This is a genomic window from Streptomyces sp. JH34 (genome assembly GCF_029428875.1).
GTDB lineage: Bacteria > Actinomycetota > Actinomycetes > Streptomycetales > Streptomycetaceae > Streptomyces.
In genome coordinates this window covers 6001530-6014673 of the sequence record NZ_JAJSOO010000001.1, presented here as the reverse complement: position 1 = coordinate 6014673, position 13144 = coordinate 6001530, and the positions used below count along the sequence as shown (strand labels likewise).

Below are 13144 nucleotides of genomic sequence, written 5' to 3'. Positions count from 1 at the left end.
CGGTACGGGACCTCAGGAGCGCACCGGGACTCCGAAGTCCGGCGTACCGTCCGCCCGCCAGCCGAGCGGCTGTACACGGGTGTCACGGCCGGGGTCGTCCAGCGGGTCTCCGGCGATCTCCTCGTACGGCCTGGCGTGGTACACCAGCACGTCCGTGAGACCGTCCTCGGCGACGGTGAAGCAGTTGTGGCCAGGGCCGTACTGCCCGGTCTCCGCGCTGCCGGTGAAGACGGGCTGCGGGGACTTGGCCCAGGACGCCGGGTCCATCAGGTCGCTCCCCTGGCCGGCGGTGAGCAGCCCCACGCAGTAGTTGGCGTCGGTGGCACTCGCGGAGTACGTCATGAAGACGCGGCCGTTGCGCTGGAGGACCGCGGGGCCTTCGTTGACGGCGAAGCCGACGCGTTCCCAGTCGTGCTCGGGTGCGGCGATCCGGACCTGGGGCCCCGTCAGGGTCCAGGGATCGGCCATGCGGGACAGGAAGAGCGCCGTGTTATTTTCCTGCCCGGGTTCGTGCTGCGCCCAGGCGAGGTAGCGCTCGCCTCCGTGGGTGAAGGGATGGGCGTCGAGCGAGAACGTGTCCCAGGCCGTGAGGACCTGCCCCTTCTCGGTCCAGGTGCCCTGACGGGGGTCGGCGCTGACGTTCTCCAGCACCCAGATCCGTATCTTCCACACGTCGTCGGCGGGTGCCGCGGCGAAGTGGACGTACCACGCCCCGTCGATGTGATGGAGTTCCGGCGCCCAGATGTGGGCGGCCATGTCGCCGTCGGCGTGCCGGCTCCAGATCACCGACTCCTCGGCGGTGGCCAGGCCGTTCAGGGTGCGGGAGGAACGCAGGACGATCCGGTCGTACGCGGGGACGGTCGCCGTGAAGTAGTAGCGGCCGTCCGTGTGACGGGTGATGTGGGGGTCGGCCCGCTGCCCGGCCAGCGGGTTGCGGTAGGGGCCCACTGCGGGCGGGGCGGGGTTCACCGGACGGCGCCGGGCGCGAGCAGCCGCCGGTCGCGGAGTTCACCGAGGACGAGCGCCGCGTACTCGGTGGCGCCCCGCACCGAGGTGTGGGTGTTGTCGCGCTTCTCGTCGTAGAGGTAGAGGGCCTTCGAGCCCTCGGGGCCGAGCTCCTCGACCCGGGCCTTGGTCAGGGCCGTGAGGTCGACGAGTCCGGTGCCCTGCTCGGAGGCGAGGGCCCGGACCTCGGCGGGCAGGTCGACGCCCAGGCCGTTGACGAGCAGCGCGGTGCCGTTGTCGAGCGTGCCGTCGGTGTTGAACCAGCGGCGCACGACCGGGGTGACGAGTACGGGTCTGCCTCCCTCGGCGCGTACGTCCTCGATCATAGAGGTGAGGTTGGCCCGGTAGGTGTCCCGGTCGGTCTGCTTGTCGTTGTGGGCGAGCTGGATGAGGACGAGGTCCCCGTGCCGGATGCGGGAGTGCAGCGCCGGGAAGAGCGCGGGGTTGTCCCGGAAGGACTGCGAGCCCTCTCCGGAGTCGGCGTAGTTGGCGACCGTCACCCGGTCGGTGAGGTACTGCGGAAGCTGCTGCCCCCAGCCGGTGTAGGGCTCCCCTGCCCGGTCGCAGACGGTGGAGTCCCCGGCGAGCAGGATCTGCGGGGTGCGGACGCGTTCCACCCGCAGGCCGGCGAGTCGCGGGGCCGCACCGCCGAACGTGAGGTCGAGCCCGGGGCTGCCGGTGGCCCCCGTCGGTTCGCCCTCCGGGTCGCGGACGTCGACGGTGAAGGCGCGGCGTGTCGTCTCGCCCGGGGCGTTGTACGTCTCGGCGAGCACGGCCCTGCGGGTCTCGGCGGTGACGGACGTGGACCCGGCGTCCTCACCCCCGCCGAGCACGACGCGGACGCGGTAGGTCCCGGGGGTGGCGTCGAAGTGGCAGACGACGGGGGCGGTGCCGGCGCAGTGCCGGAGCCCGTCTTCCATGGGGCCGCCGCCCTGCGCCCGGGCGGGGGCGGCGGTGACGGTGGTCAGGGCGGCGACGGCGGTGCAGGCGGCCAGCAGTGCGGTACCGGCTCGGCGCATGGGAGGGCTCCTCCGTGTCGGACGACGTTGAATGGATTCAACGGGCAGGAACCCTAGCGTCTGTCGCAAGCGCTTTCTACAGTCCGGGCGGTTTCGTTCGCGCCCTTGACTCGCCCCCTCGGGCCCCTTAGCGTTCGGCCCGGTTCCACGAACGCCATCCGATATACCGAACACTGTCGGGAGAGTCATGCGTCCGCCTCCGTCGCGCAGAACTCTGGCCCCCGGCCCGCTCGCGCTCCCGGGCGGTACGGCGGACCGCGGACCGGGCCACGCGGAACCTGACAGCGACGACGCCCGTGCCGTAGCGGCGGCCGCCGCCGCGCTCACCGTGCACGGGCTGGACGACGTGCGCGGCAACCTGACGCTGCCGGCTTCCGGCGCCCACGGGACCGCCGTGACCTGGTCGTCGTCCCGTCCCGATGCCATCGGCCCGACCGGCGTCGTGCACCGGCCGGCGGAGGGTTCGGGACCGGAGAGCGTGCGCCTCACCGCAACCGTCGGCCGGGGAGACGCCGCCGCGATCCGGACCTTCACGGCCTCGGTACGCGAAGAACCGCGGAAGGAGCCGTTCACCGCCTATGTCATGAGCTACTTCACCGGCGAGGACACCCCGGACGGGGAACAGATCCGGATGGCGCTCAGTGTCGGCGAGGACCCGCTGCACTGGCAGGAGCTCAACGGCGGCCGCCCGGTGCTCACCTCGGACGTGGGCACCGGTGGACTGCGCGACCCCTTCGTCATCCGCTCCCCCGAGGGCGACAGGTTCTTCCAGGTCGCCACCGACCTGCGGATGTACGGAGAGGCAGGCGGCAGTTGGGACCAGGTGCAGCGCACCGGCAGCCGGTCGGTCCTGGTCCGGGAGTCCACCGACCTGGTGCACTGGACGGACCGGCGACTGGTCGAGGTGGCACCGGCCACCGCCGGCAACGCTTGGGCACCCGAGGCGTACTACGACGAGCGGCTCGGCTCGTACGTGGTCTTCTGGGCCTCGAAGATCTACCCGGCCGACGATCCGGAGCACACCGGCAGCACGTACAACCGGATGATGTACGCGACCACGCGTGACTTCCGCACCTTCGGCGAGCCCGCCGTGTGGCACGACCCCGGCTACTCGGTGATCGACTCCACGGTGCTCCGCCACGACGGCGTCCACTACCGGTTCACCAAGGACGAGCGGACCCCCTCGTCGGACACCCCGTGCTCGAAGTTCATCACCGTGGAGAAGTCCGGGGAACTGACCTCCTCGGCCTACGAATTCGTGGCCGACTGCGTGGGCAGGGGAACGATCGAGCGCGGCGAGGGCCCCGCGGTCTTCGCGTCCAACACGGAGGCGAAGTGGTACCTCTTCATCGACGAGTTCGGCGGGCGGGGCTACGTCCCGTTCGAGAGCACCGATCTCGATTCCGGCCGGTGGACCGCGTCCACCGGACACGCCCTGCCGAAGGGGGCCCGGCACGGCTCGGTGCTGCCGGTCACGCGGGGAGAGTACGAGCGACTGCTGGAGACCTTCGCGGTGGGATGATGGAGGGACCCGGCCCGTCCGTTCCGGGCCTCACGGCGAGAAGGACCCCATGCGATGAGAGGACGGGCCAAGCCTCCGGCCGCCCCGCTCCCCCAGCGGGCGGGCGTCGACCCGGTGCGGGTGCGGCTGCCGGCGGACCCGGCGGGTGACTGGCCCACCGTCCGCGACCACCTGCTGGACAGGTTCGCGGGGGCGATCGGCGCGGGGCGGGTGGACGCCATGCTGGCCGAGGGCCGATTCGTCGGGGCGGACGGCGGTGCGGTGCGCGCCGACGAGCCGTACACCACCGGGCGTCATCTCTGGTTCCACCGTGACTTCGCGCCCGAGGACCCGGTGCCCTTCCCCGTCGGTGTCGTCCATCGCGACGACCACCTGGTGATCGCGGACAAGCCGCACTTCCTGGCCACCACCCCGCGCGGCCGTCACATCACCGAGACCCTGGTGGCCCGGCTGCGCGACACCCTGGGGCTGCCCGGACTGCAGCCCGCGCACCGGCTGGACCGGCTGACGGCGGGCCTGGTGCTCTGCGTCGTACGGGCCGGGGACCGCGGGGCGTACCAGACGCTGTTCCGGGACCGGCTGGTACGCAAGGAGTACGAGGCGGTGGCTCCGTACGATCCGGAGCTCGCTTTCCCCCGGACGGTGCGCAGCCGGATCGTCAAGGAGCGCGGGGTCATCGCCGCGCGTGAGGAGCCGGGGGCCCCGAACAGCGAGAGCCGGGTCGAACTGCTGGAGCGCCGTGGCGCCCTCGCACGCTACCGGCTGCTGCCCGCGACCGGCCGCACCCATCAGCTGCGGGTCCACATGAACGCGCTGGGGCTGCCACTGGTGAACGATCCGGTCTACCCGGTCGTGGAGCCGGACCCGGAGCAAGAGGACTTCGGGCGTCCACTGCAACTGCTCGCGAGGGTGCTGGAGTTCACCGATCCGGTCACGGGTGTGCCGCGCCGCTTCGAGAGCGGCCTGCGGCTCTCCGCGTGGCCGGACCGGTGATCCCCGCCGCGGTCAGTGGCCGCGGTTGATCCAGTCCTGCAGCTGCGGCGCCTCCGCGCCGATGCTGGTGGAGTCGCCGTGTCCGGTGCGGACCGCGGTCTCCGGCGGAAGGGTGAGCAGCCGGTCCCTGATCGAGTCGATGATCGTCGGGAAGTGGGAGAAGGACCGCCCGGTGGCGCCCGGCCCGCCCTGGAAGAGCGTGTCCCCGGTGAAGACCGTGCTCAGCTCGGGCGCGTGGAGGCAGACAGCCCCCGGAGCGTGGCCCGGGGTGTGCAGCACCGTGAGGCGCGTCCCCGCCACCTCCAGCTCCTTACCGTCGGCGAGTTCACCGTCGGGGGCGCGGTCCGGGTGGGTCTGCTCCCAGAGCGGCAGGTCGTCCGGGTGCAGCAGGATCGGCGCACCGGTCGCGTCGGCGAGGGCCGGAGCGGCGTCGATGTGGTCGTTGTGCGCGTGGGTACAGATGATGGCGCGCAGCGTACGTCCGCCGAGTGCGGCCTCGATCGCGGCGGCGTCGTGGGCGGCGTCGATGACGACGGCCTCCGTGTCGTCGCCGACGATCCAGACGTTGTTGTCGACGTCCCACTCGCCGCCGTCGAGGGCGAAGGTGCCGGACGTGACGAGGTGGTCGATGCGGGCGGCCATCAGAGGACCACCACCGAGCGCAGGACGTCGCCGTCGTGCATCCGGGCGAAGGCCTGCTCGATCTCGCCGAGCTGGATGGTCTCGGTGACGAAGGCGCCCAGGTCGAGGCGTCCCTGCTGGTGCAGGTCGATCAGCATGGGGAAGTCGCGCGAGGGCAGGCAGTCGCCGTACCAGGACGACTTGAGCGAGCCGCCACGCCCGAACACGTCGAGGAGCGGGAGCTCGAGCTGCATCTCGGGGGTGGGCACGCCCACGAGGACGACGGTGCCGGCGAGGTCACGGGCGTAGAAGGCCTGCTTGTACGTCTCGGGGCGGCCGACCGCCTCGATCACGACATCGGCACCGTTGCCGTCGGTGAGGGCGCGGATCGCCTCGACGGGGTCACCGGAGCGGGAGTTGACGGTGTGGGTGGCACCCATCTTCTTCGCCGTCTCCAGCTTGCGGTCGTCGATGTCGACCGCGATGATCTTCGCTGCTCCCGCGAGCCGGGCACCGGCGATCGCCGCGTCGCCGACGCCGCCGCAGCCGATGACGGCGACGGAGTCGCCGCGGCCGACCTGGCCGGTGTTGATGGCGGCGCCGATGCCCGCCATGACTCCGCAGCCGAGCAGCCCGGCGACGGCCGGGGAGACCTCGGGGTCGACCTTGGTGCACTGGCCTGCGGCGACGAGGGTCTTCTCGGCGAACGCGCCGATGCCGAGCGCCGGGGAGAGCTCGGTGCCGTCCAGGAGGGTCATCTTCTGCTTCGCGTTGTGGGTGTCGAAGCAGTACCAGGGGCGGCCGCGCAGACAGGCACGGCACTGGCCGCACACCGCACGCCAGTTGAGGACGACGAAGTCGCCGGGCTCGACGTCGGTGACGCCTTCGCCGACGGACTCCACCACACCCGCGGCCTCGTGACCGAGCAGGAACGGGAAGTCGTCGTTGATGCCGCCCTGCTTGTAGTGCAGGTCGGTGTGGCAGACGCCGCACGCCTGGATCTTGACCACGGCCTCACCGGGGCCCGGGTCCGGCACCAGGATCGTCTCCACCCGCACGGGCTCGTTCTTTCCCGGTGCGATGACCCCTCGTACCTGCTGCGCCATGCCGTGGTCTCCCATTCCGACTGCCCCGTTGTCCTGAAGATCGATCCCGTCCACCGTACCCGGACGGGCAGGCGCTCACGGGGCGAGCACGTCCAGTTCGTGCAGCGCGCCGACCGCGATCTCCTTGGTGAGCCGTTCCGCCTCCGCGGCGTCCCCCTCGCGGACGGCCTCGGCGAGCCGGACGTGGAGCGTGACCGCGGCGGGGTCCGGGTCCTCGAACATCACCTGGTGGTGGGTGCGGCCGGCGAGGACCTCGGCGACGACGTCGCCGAGCCGCGCGAACATCTCGTTCCCGGAGGCGTTGAGGACGACGCGGTGGAAGGCGATGTCGTGCCGGAGGTAGCCCTCCAGCTGCTGACCGCGCGAGGTCGCGACCATACCGAGGGCGCATTCGGTGAGTTCGGCGCACTGCTCGGCGGTGGCGTTCCGGGCCGCGAGGCCGGCGGCCACGGGTTCGACGGCGGACCGCAGCACGGTGAGTGAGCGCAACTGCCGGGGGCGGTCGGCGCCGGCGAGCCGCCAGCGGATGACCTGGGGGTCGTAGACGTTCCACGCCTCGGTGGGCCGCACGGTCACTCCGACCCGGCGCCGGGACTCGACGAGGTGCATGGACTCCAGGACCCGGATCACTTCGCGTACGACGGTGCGTGACACGTCGAAGCGCTGGGCGAGCTCGTCGGTGCGCAGGACCAGGCCGGGTGCGCAGTCCCCCGCGGCGATCTCCAGACCCAGGGTGTCCAGCACATGCGTATGGAGGCCCTGGGCAGGTGTGGTCATGCCCACAAGCCTACGGGGCGGCCTTCGGAATCTAAAAGTACGACGTTTATGTCACAGCCTCTTGAATAAGTCGTATGTAATGGGTTTCAGTAGCGCGACGGACCGATGTCGCGGACCGATGTCGATGAAGACAGCGAGGCAGCAATGAGCACCCCCCACGTCGTCGTGGTGATGGGCGTAGCAGGGACCGGCAAGACCACGATCGGCCCCCTGCTCGCCGACGCCCTGGGCGTCCCCTACGCCGAGGGCGACGACTTCCACCCGCCGGCCAACATCGCCAAGATGTCCGCGGGCACCCCGCTGGACGACGACGACCGCTGGCCGTGGCTGGACGCGATCGGGCAGTGGGCACACGGCCGGGCGGGGCTCGGCGGCGTCGTCAGCAGCTCGGCGCTCAAGCGCGCCTACCGCGACCGGCTGCGGGCCGAGGCCCCCGGTGCTCTCTTCCTGCATCTGACCGGCGACCGGTCCCTCATCGAACGCCGCATGGCGGACCGCAAGGGCCACTTCATGCCGACCGCGCTCCTCGACTCCCAGTTCGCGACCCTGCAGCCCCTGCAGGAGGACGAAGCGGGCGTCTCCGTGGACGTGTCCGGCACCCCTGAGGAAATCACCGACCGGGCCGTCGCCGCGTTGCGCCGGCTCGCCAACTAAGGATCACCACCGTGACCAGTCTCAGCGTCGAGATGCTGGCAGCGGATGCCGTCGAACCCATCACTTCGGCCGGCAACGCACAGCTGGGTATCGCCGTCCTGGCGGGTATCGCCGTCATCGTCCTGCTCATCACCAAGCTCAAGATGCACGCGTTCCTCGCGTTGACCATCGGCTCGCTGGCGCTCGGTTCCTTCGCCGGCGCCAACCCGGCGAAGACGATCACCAGCTTCACCGCGGGCCTCGGCTCGACGGTCGCGAGTGTCGGTGTCCTCATCGCGCTGGGCGCCATCCTGGGCAAGCTGCTCGCCGATTCCGGCGGCGCCGACCAGATCGTCGACACGATCCTCGCGAAGGCGAGCGGCCGTGCGATGCCGTGGGCGATGGTCCTGATCGCCTCGATCATCGGACTTCCGCTGTTCTTCGAGGTCGGAATCGTGCTGATGATTCCGGTCGTGCTGCTGGTCGCCAAGCGCGGCAACTACTCGCTGATGCGGATCGGCATCCCCGCGCTCGCCGGCCTCTCCGTGATGCACGGTCTGATTCCCCCGCACCCCGGCCCGCTGGTGGCGATCGACGCCCTCGGCGCCAATCTGGGCGTCACGCTGGCGCTCGGTGTGCTGGTGGCCGTCCCGACCGTGATCATCGCGGGTCCGGTCTTCTCCCGCTACGCCGCCCGCTGGGTGGACATCGAGGCGCCGGAGAAGATGATCCCCCAGCGCCCGTCCGAGGAGCTGGACCGCCGCCCGAGCTTCGGCGCGACCCTGGCGACGATCCTGCTGCCCGTCGTCCTGATGCTGGTCAAGGCACTGGTCGACATCGTGGTGGACGACCCCGAGAACAACGTCCAGCGGGTCACCGACGTCGTCGGCTCGCCGCTGATCGCCCTGCTGACGGCCGTCATCGTGGGCATGTTCACCCTGGGCCGCGCGGCCGGGTTCACCAAGGGCCGTCTGTCCAGCACCGTCGAGAAGTCGCTCGCCCCGATCGCGGGCATCCTCCTGATCGTGGGCGCCGGCGGCGGTTTCAAGCAGACCCTCATCGACGCCGGTGTGGGCCAGATGATCCTCGACTTCTCCGAGAACTGGTCGATCCCCGCCCTGCTGCTCGGCTGGCTGATCGCCGTGGCGATACGGCTGGCGACCGGCTCGGCGACCGTGGCCACCATCTCCGCCGCCGGTCTGGTCGCCCCGCTGGCCGCCGACATGTCCACGTCCCACGCGGCACTGCTCGTCCTCGCGGTCGGTGCGGGTTCGCTCTTCTTCAGCCACGTCAACGACGCGGGGTTCTGGCTGGTGAAGGAGTACTTCGGCATGGACGTCCCGCAGACGATCAAGACCTGGTCGGTGATGGAGACCATCATCTCCGTCGTCTCGCTGGGCTTCATCCTGCTGCTGTCGCTGGTGTTGTAGCCGGCGTCACTCCTCCGGTTCCCGCCACAACGGGTGCTCGGAACGGGCCCAGAGGCGCTCGACCGACCCGGTGCGCATGCCACGGCGTGCCTCCGGGTCGGCGAGCGCCTTCGCCATGTGGCCGGCGACGACGACACCGAGCGCGAGGGCCAGCCAGTCGTGGACGAAGGTCGCACCCGTACGCCACACCAGCGGTGCGATCCCGGTGAACCACATGAGCAGTCCCGTGCCGAGCATCACGAGCACGGCGCCCGCGGTCCACGCTGCGTAGAGCTTCTGGCCGGCGTTGAACTTCCCGGCCGGGCGGGATCCCGGTGAGTGGTCGCGGCGCAGGGCCGCCCGCAGCCACCGCCGGTCGTGCGGCCCGAACCGGTTGAGCCGGGAGAGGTCGGCGCGCAGGGCGCGGGAGACCAGTCCGGCCAGCAGCGGCACCGGGATCAGCAGTCCGGACCACTCGTGGACGGTGACCACGAGACGCCGGCGGCCGACGAGTTCGGCGAGCTGGGGGACGTACAGGCAGGCTGCTGTGGCGATGCAGATCAGCACCAGCCAGGCCGTGGCGCGGTGCACCGCGCGTTCGGCGGCGGTGAAGCGCCGGACCCTCGGGGAGGGATCAGACGGTGGGGGCGTCGTCGCGGCCGTTGGACCGGCCGACCCAGGCGTCGACGTCATAGCCGAGCTCCTCCCAGTATCCGGGGCGCACGGAGTCGGTGACGGTGATCCCCGAGAGCCATTTCGCCGACTTGTAGAAGTACATCGGGGCGACGTACAGCCGTACCGGGCCGCCGTGGGCGTGGGCCAGCGGCTCGTCCCGCATGCGCAACGCGACCAGGACGTCGTCGCGGCGTGCCTGTTCGAGGGTGAGGCTCTCGCTGTAGGCACCGTCGAAGCAGGTGAAGCGGACCGCCTTCGCCCCCGGCCGGACACCGGCCGCGTCGAGCAGCGCGGAGAGCCTGACTCCCTCGAACGGGGTCTTGGGCACCCGCCAGCCCGTCACGCACTGGACGTCCCGCACGAGACGGGTCTGCGGCAGCGCCTTCAGGGAGTCCAGGGTGTGGGTGGCCGGGCGGTCGACCAGGCCGTCCACCGTGAGGCGGTAGTCGGCGGAGGTCTTCCTGGGTACGGAGGTGGCGACGGAGTAGTAGCGGAAGCCGCCGCCGTTGGGGAGCAGGCCGGTGAGCCCGGTGGGGTCCTTGTCGGCGACCGCGCCCAGCCCGTTCTCCAGCGTGCGCTGCAGGACGGGGGCGGCCGCCACCCCGGCGGCGCCGAGGCCGAGCATGGCGAGGACCAGACGGCGTCCGACGGGTGTGCCGCCGCCGTCCGGGGTGGAGCTCCCGCTGTCGGGAGGGGGATTGTTCACCCACCCATTCGAACACCCGCGGTCCCCCGTCACCAGGGGCCGCGGGCACACGTCATGCCTTCGGTGGGGCGGGCGGGGTCAGCGTGTACGGGCGGGCGTGCCCTCCGCCGCCTTCTCCAGCTGGAACGCCTCGTTGCCGAGGCCGATCCGCGCGTGCACCCCGGGCCTCGTGCGGCGCAGCACCTCGCCGTAGGCCAGACCTCCGGCCAGGGCCAGCAGGATGACGCCGGGCAGCAGCCGGTTCAGCGCCGAGCCGGGGCCCGAGCCGACCAGGACGCCGAAGTCCCGGACGGTGAACACGGCGATGGCCAGCAGGGCGAGACCGGCGAGACCGGAGGCGACGAGCCGGGGCGCCTGGGCGCGGCCGGCCCCGCGCCGCACGAAGAACGCGATGACGGCGAAGGAGGCCGCGGCCATCAGGACGATGACGCCGAGCGCACCGACGTTGCCCATCCAGGTGAACAGGTGCAGGACGGGCGCGGTGGGGTCGCCGACCGGCTTGTCGTCGGTGACGGCGAAGGCGAGCACGATGACGACGGAGAGCCCGGACTGGAGCATGGAGCCCGTCGCGGGGGCCCCGCTCGCCCTGTTGGTGCGGCCGAAGCCGGCGGGCAGCAGTCCTTCCCTTCCCATGGCGTACGCGTAGCGGGCGACCACGTTGTGGAAGCTGAGCAGTGCGGCGAACATGCCGGTGACGAACAGGACGTGCAGGACGTCGGTGAAGGTGGCGCCGAGCCGTTCCTCGGTGAGTCCGAAGAGCATCCCGGGGCCCTCCTCCAGGGAGGTGTCCGCGATGGAGGAGGGGCCGGCGGCGACGGTCAGGGCCCAGGAGCTCACGGCGAGGAAGAGCGCCGCGTAGCCGATGGCCAGGAACATCACGCGGGACACGACGATCTGCGGGCGGCTGGTCTCCTCCGCGTACACCGGGGCCTGCTCGAAGCCGACGAACGCGGCGATGCAGAAGCACAGCGCGGTGCCCAGGCCGGCTCCGGTCAGGGTCTCGGGGTTGAAGGCGTGCAGGGACAGGCCCTCGGGGCCGGGCTTGCCTACGGCCGCGATGTCGAAGATCACGACGAGGGCGCACTCGACGACCAGCAGGACTCCGAGCACCTTGGCGTTGAGGTCGATCTTCAGCCAGCCGAGCACGCCGACGACGGCCACGGAGACGAGGGCGGGGATCCACCACCGGAGGTCGATGTCGAGATAGGTGGCGAAGAGGCCCGACACCTCGAACCCGAGGATGCCGTAGATGCCGACCTGCATGGCGCTGTAGGCGACCAGCGCGACGAGCGAGGCGCCCGCGCCGGCCGTGGGGCCGAGTCCGCGTGCGATGTAGGCGTAGAAGGCACCGGCGTTGTGGACGTGCCGGCTCATCTCCGCGTAACCCACGCCGAACAGCATCAGGACGATGCCGAGGATCACGTAGAGCAGGGGCTGTCCGACGATGCCCATGACGCCGAAGACCGTGGGCATCACCCCTGCGACGACCATGAGGGGGGCGCTGGCGGCGAGGACGGACAGGAGCAGCCCGGGGGTGCCGAGCCGGTCGGCGCGCAGCGCGCGCTCCTCGCCCTTGTAGGTGTTGATCCCTCCGGCCGCGCCGGTGGTGCCGGTCTCACTGGTGGCTGTTCTGCCCGTCGACATGGCGGGGGTGGTCCCTTCGTCGGTGGAGACGTGCGTCAGGGTGCACCGAGCGCGAGGGTGCGCGCGGTGATGAATTCGCGGTACGGGTCGCGTCCGGCGTACGACCACGGGACCTCGGTGACGTGGGGGCCGATGCGGTGGAACAGCGCGGCTGCCTCGGCCGGGCGGCCTTCGCAGCTCTTGGCGTGGGCGAGGAAGTTGAGATCGGTGTGGTGGCGGGGGTGGTCCTCGCGTTCCCATTCGAGCCACCAGTCGAAGGCGGCCTTCATCACCTGTCCGGCCCTGCGCCCCGACCAGTGGCCCGAGGCCGCCGGGTCGGCGGAGACCGAGCCGGCCGCGGCCAGGACGCGGTAGCGCTCGGCGTGCGCGACGACGGGGAGCACGGCGAGCGGTGAGTCGGCCGGGGCCTGCTCGGCGGCCCATGCGGCGAAGTCGTACACCGGGTGGAGGGGGTCGCTCTCGGGGTTCGTCTCGGCGAGAGAGGCCGTCATCAGGTGGTGGGCGTGGTGGTGTTCGGGATGGCGGGCGCGGATCTCCTCGAAGTGTCCGGCGGCCGCCTCATGGGTGCCGTGCGTGCGCTCCAGTGTCATCAGGCCGAGCCAGGGAGTGGGGTCGGCGGGGTCGAGCGCGGCCGCGGTCAGGCAGGCCTCGCGTGCCCGGTCACGTTCGGCGGGACCGGCCTTGGGGCGCCGGGAGCGGGCGACGGCGGCTAAGGCCAGCAGCGTCGTGGCGTCGGCGCTGTCGGGCTCGGCGAGCAGCCAGTCGGCCGCCCAGCCGGCGGCGGAGGGCACGGCGGCGAGGGCGAGGAGCCGGTGGCCGCGGCGGTCCCAGTCGGTGCCCGTCGCGACCAGCAGGGAGCGCGCCCGGGTCCACCGGCCTTGGGCGAACTGAACGCGTACGTCGACGAGTTCCCTGTCTACGAGTGCCGGGTCGAAGACGTGGTCCGAGCGCCCGCCCTTGCGTCGGGAACGGCCCAGGGGCGGCGGAGGCGGAGACATCCGCAGGATTCCTTTTCGACTTCGACATGGGATCAG

At 71.4% G+C, this 13144-nt stretch carries 13 protein-coding genes; 4 read left to right on the top strand and 9 right to left on the bottom strand.

Annotated elements, in window-relative coordinates; translation table 11 throughout:
- Window positions 1-12: 12 nt before the first annotated feature.
- Both LWJ43_RS27010 and LWJ43_RS27005 read right to left on the bottom strand, forming a co-directional pair.
- Window positions 13-969, bottom strand: a complete 957-nt coding sequence (locus LWJ43_RS27010; RefSeq protein ID WP_277334795.1) for a glycoside hydrolase family 43 protein — start codon at window positions 967-969, stop codon at window positions 13-15.
- On the bottom strand, window positions 966-2024 hold the full coding sequence (locus LWJ43_RS27005) for a rhamnogalacturonan acetylesterase (protein ID WP_277334794.1): 1059 nt from the start codon (window positions 2022-2024) through the stop codon (window positions 966-968). Before LWJ43_RS27005 ends, LWJ43_RS27010 begins: the two co-directional genes overlap by 4 nt.
- 187 nt (window positions 2025-2211) lie before the next feature.
- Between LWJ43_RS27005 and LWJ43_RS27000 the strand changes: the two genes are divergently transcribed.
- Together LWJ43_RS27000 and LWJ43_RS26995 are read left to right on the top strand one after the other, a co-directional pair.
- The gene (locus tag LWJ43_RS27000; protein ID WP_346771997.1) at window positions 2212-3546 is read left to right on the top strand and encodes a glycoside hydrolase family 43 protein; all 1335 of its coding nucleotides are present in this window, start codon (window positions 2212-2214) and stop codon (window positions 3544-3546) included.
- A gap of 54 nt (window positions 3547-3600) precedes the next feature.
- Window positions 3601-4539, top strand: a complete 939-nt coding sequence (locus LWJ43_RS26995) for a pseudouridine synthase (protein WP_277334793.1) — start codon at window positions 3601-3603, stop codon at window positions 4537-4539.
- A gap of 12 nt (window positions 4540-4551) precedes the next feature.
- Here LWJ43_RS26995 and LWJ43_RS26990 read toward each other — a convergent pair whose 3' ends face one another.
- The 3 genes from LWJ43_RS26990 to LWJ43_RS26980 all read right to left on the bottom strand — a co-directional run bounded on the left by LWJ43_RS26990 (window position 4552) and on the right by LWJ43_RS26980 (window position 7043).
- Window positions 4552-5181, bottom strand: a complete 630-nt coding sequence (locus LWJ43_RS26990) for an MBL fold metallo-hydrolase (RefSeq protein ID WP_277334792.1) — start codon at window positions 5179-5181, stop codon at window positions 4552-4554.
- Entirely contained in the window at window positions 5181-6266 is a 1086-nt protein-coding gene (locus LWJ43_RS26985) for an S-(hydroxymethyl)mycothiol dehydrogenase (RefSeq protein WP_277334791.1), read from the bottom strand. The genes LWJ43_RS26990 and LWJ43_RS26985 overlap by 1 nt, the downstream gene beginning before the upstream one ends.
- A gap of 75 nt (window positions 6267-6341) precedes the next feature.
- Window positions 6342-7043 (bottom strand): FadR/GntR family transcriptional regulator, encoded by a 702-nt coding sequence (locus LWJ43_RS26980; protein ID WP_277334790.1) that lies wholly within the window; start codon window positions 7041-7043, stop codon window positions 6342-6344.
- A gap of 144 nt (window positions 7044-7187) precedes the next feature.
- Here LWJ43_RS26980 and LWJ43_RS26975 point away from each other — a divergent pair, with 144 nt between their 5' ends.
- The gene (locus LWJ43_RS26975) at window positions 7188-7697 is read left to right on the top strand and encodes a gluconokinase (RefSeq protein ID WP_277334789.1); all 510 of its coding nucleotides are present in this window, start codon (window positions 7188-7190) and stop codon (window positions 7695-7697) included.
- A gap of 11 nt (window positions 7698-7708) precedes the next feature.
- Window positions 7709-9106, top strand: a complete 1398-nt coding sequence (locus tag LWJ43_RS26970; RefSeq protein WP_277334788.1) for a GntP family permease — start codon at window positions 7709-7711, stop codon at window positions 9104-9106.
- A gap of 6 nt (window positions 9107-9112) precedes the next feature.
- Here LWJ43_RS26970 and LWJ43_RS26965 read toward each other — a convergent pair whose 3' ends face one another.
- From LWJ43_RS26965 to LWJ43_RS26950, 4 genes are all read right to left on the bottom strand, one after another.
- A complete protein-coding gene (locus tag LWJ43_RS26965) occupies window positions 9113-9778 on the bottom strand; it encodes a cytochrome b/b6 domain-containing protein (RefSeq protein ID WP_277334787.1) in 666 nt (221 codons plus the stop codon).
- Complete coding sequence (locus tag LWJ43_RS26960) at window positions 9720-10385, bottom strand: molybdopterin-dependent oxidoreductase (RefSeq protein ID WP_277336004.1); 666 nt, start codon at window positions 10383-10385, stop codon at window positions 9720-9722. Before LWJ43_RS26960 ends, LWJ43_RS26965 begins: the two co-directional genes overlap by 59 nt.
- A gap of 159 nt (window positions 10386-10544) precedes the next feature.
- Window positions 10545-12110, bottom strand: coding sequence for an APC family permease (locus LWJ43_RS26955; protein ID WP_277334786.1), 1566 nt, complete (start codon window positions 12108-12110; stop codon window positions 10545-10547).
- 35 nt (window positions 12111-12145) lie between these two features.
- Window positions 12146-13108: a hypothetical protein gene (locus LWJ43_RS26950; protein ID WP_277334785.1), complete on the bottom strand. Its 963-nt coding sequence runs from the start codon at window positions 13106-13108 to the stop codon at window positions 12146-12148.
- Window positions 13109-13144: the final 36 nt, after the last annotated feature.

Excerpts from the sequence above, each read along its gene's own strand:
- LWJ43_RS26980 (WP_277334790.1), bottom strand. The coding sequence starts at position 7,043 with ATGACCACACCTGCCCAGGGCCTCCATACGCATGTGCTGGACACCCTG.
- LWJ43_RS26975 (WP_277334789.1), top strand. The coding sequence starts at position 7,188 with ATGAGCACCCCCCACGTCGTCGTGGTGATGGGCGTAGCAGGGACCGGC.
- LWJ43_RS26985 (WP_277334791.1), bottom strand. The coding sequence starts at position 6,266 with ATGGCGCAGCAGGTACGAGGGGTCATCGCACCGGGAAAGAACGAGCCC.
- LWJ43_RS26950 (WP_277334785.1), bottom strand. The coding sequence starts at position 13,108 with ATGTCTCCGCCTCCGCCGCCCCTGGGCCGTTCCCGACGCAAGGGCGGG.
- LWJ43_RS27000 (WP_346771997.1), top strand. The coding sequence starts at position 2,212 with ATGCGTCCGCCTCCGTCGCGCAGAACTCTGGCCCCCGGCCCGCTCGCG.
- LWJ43_RS26965 (WP_277334787.1), bottom strand. The coding sequence starts at position 9,778 with ATGACGTCGACGCCTGGGTCGGCCGGTCCAACGGCCGCGACGACGCCC.
- LWJ43_RS26960 (WP_277336004.1), bottom strand. The coding sequence starts at position 10,385 with ATGCTCGGCCTCGGCGCCGCCGGGGTGGCGGCCGCCCCCGTCCTGCAG.
- LWJ43_RS26990 (WP_277334792.1), bottom strand. The coding sequence starts at position 5,181 with ATGGCCGCCCGCATCGACCACCTCGTCACGTCCGGCACCTTCGCCCTC.
- LWJ43_RS26955 (WP_277334786.1), bottom strand. The coding sequence starts at position 12,110 with ATGTCGACGGGCAGAACAGCCACCAGTGAGACCGGCACCACCGGCGCG.
- LWJ43_RS27005 (WP_277334794.1), bottom strand. The coding sequence starts at position 2,024 with ATGCGCCGAGCCGGTACCGCACTGCTGGCCGCCTGCACCGCCGTCGCC.
- LWJ43_RS26995 (WP_277334793.1), top strand. The coding sequence starts at position 3,601 with ATGAGAGGACGGGCCAAGCCTCCGGCCGCCCCGCTCCCCCAGCGGGCG.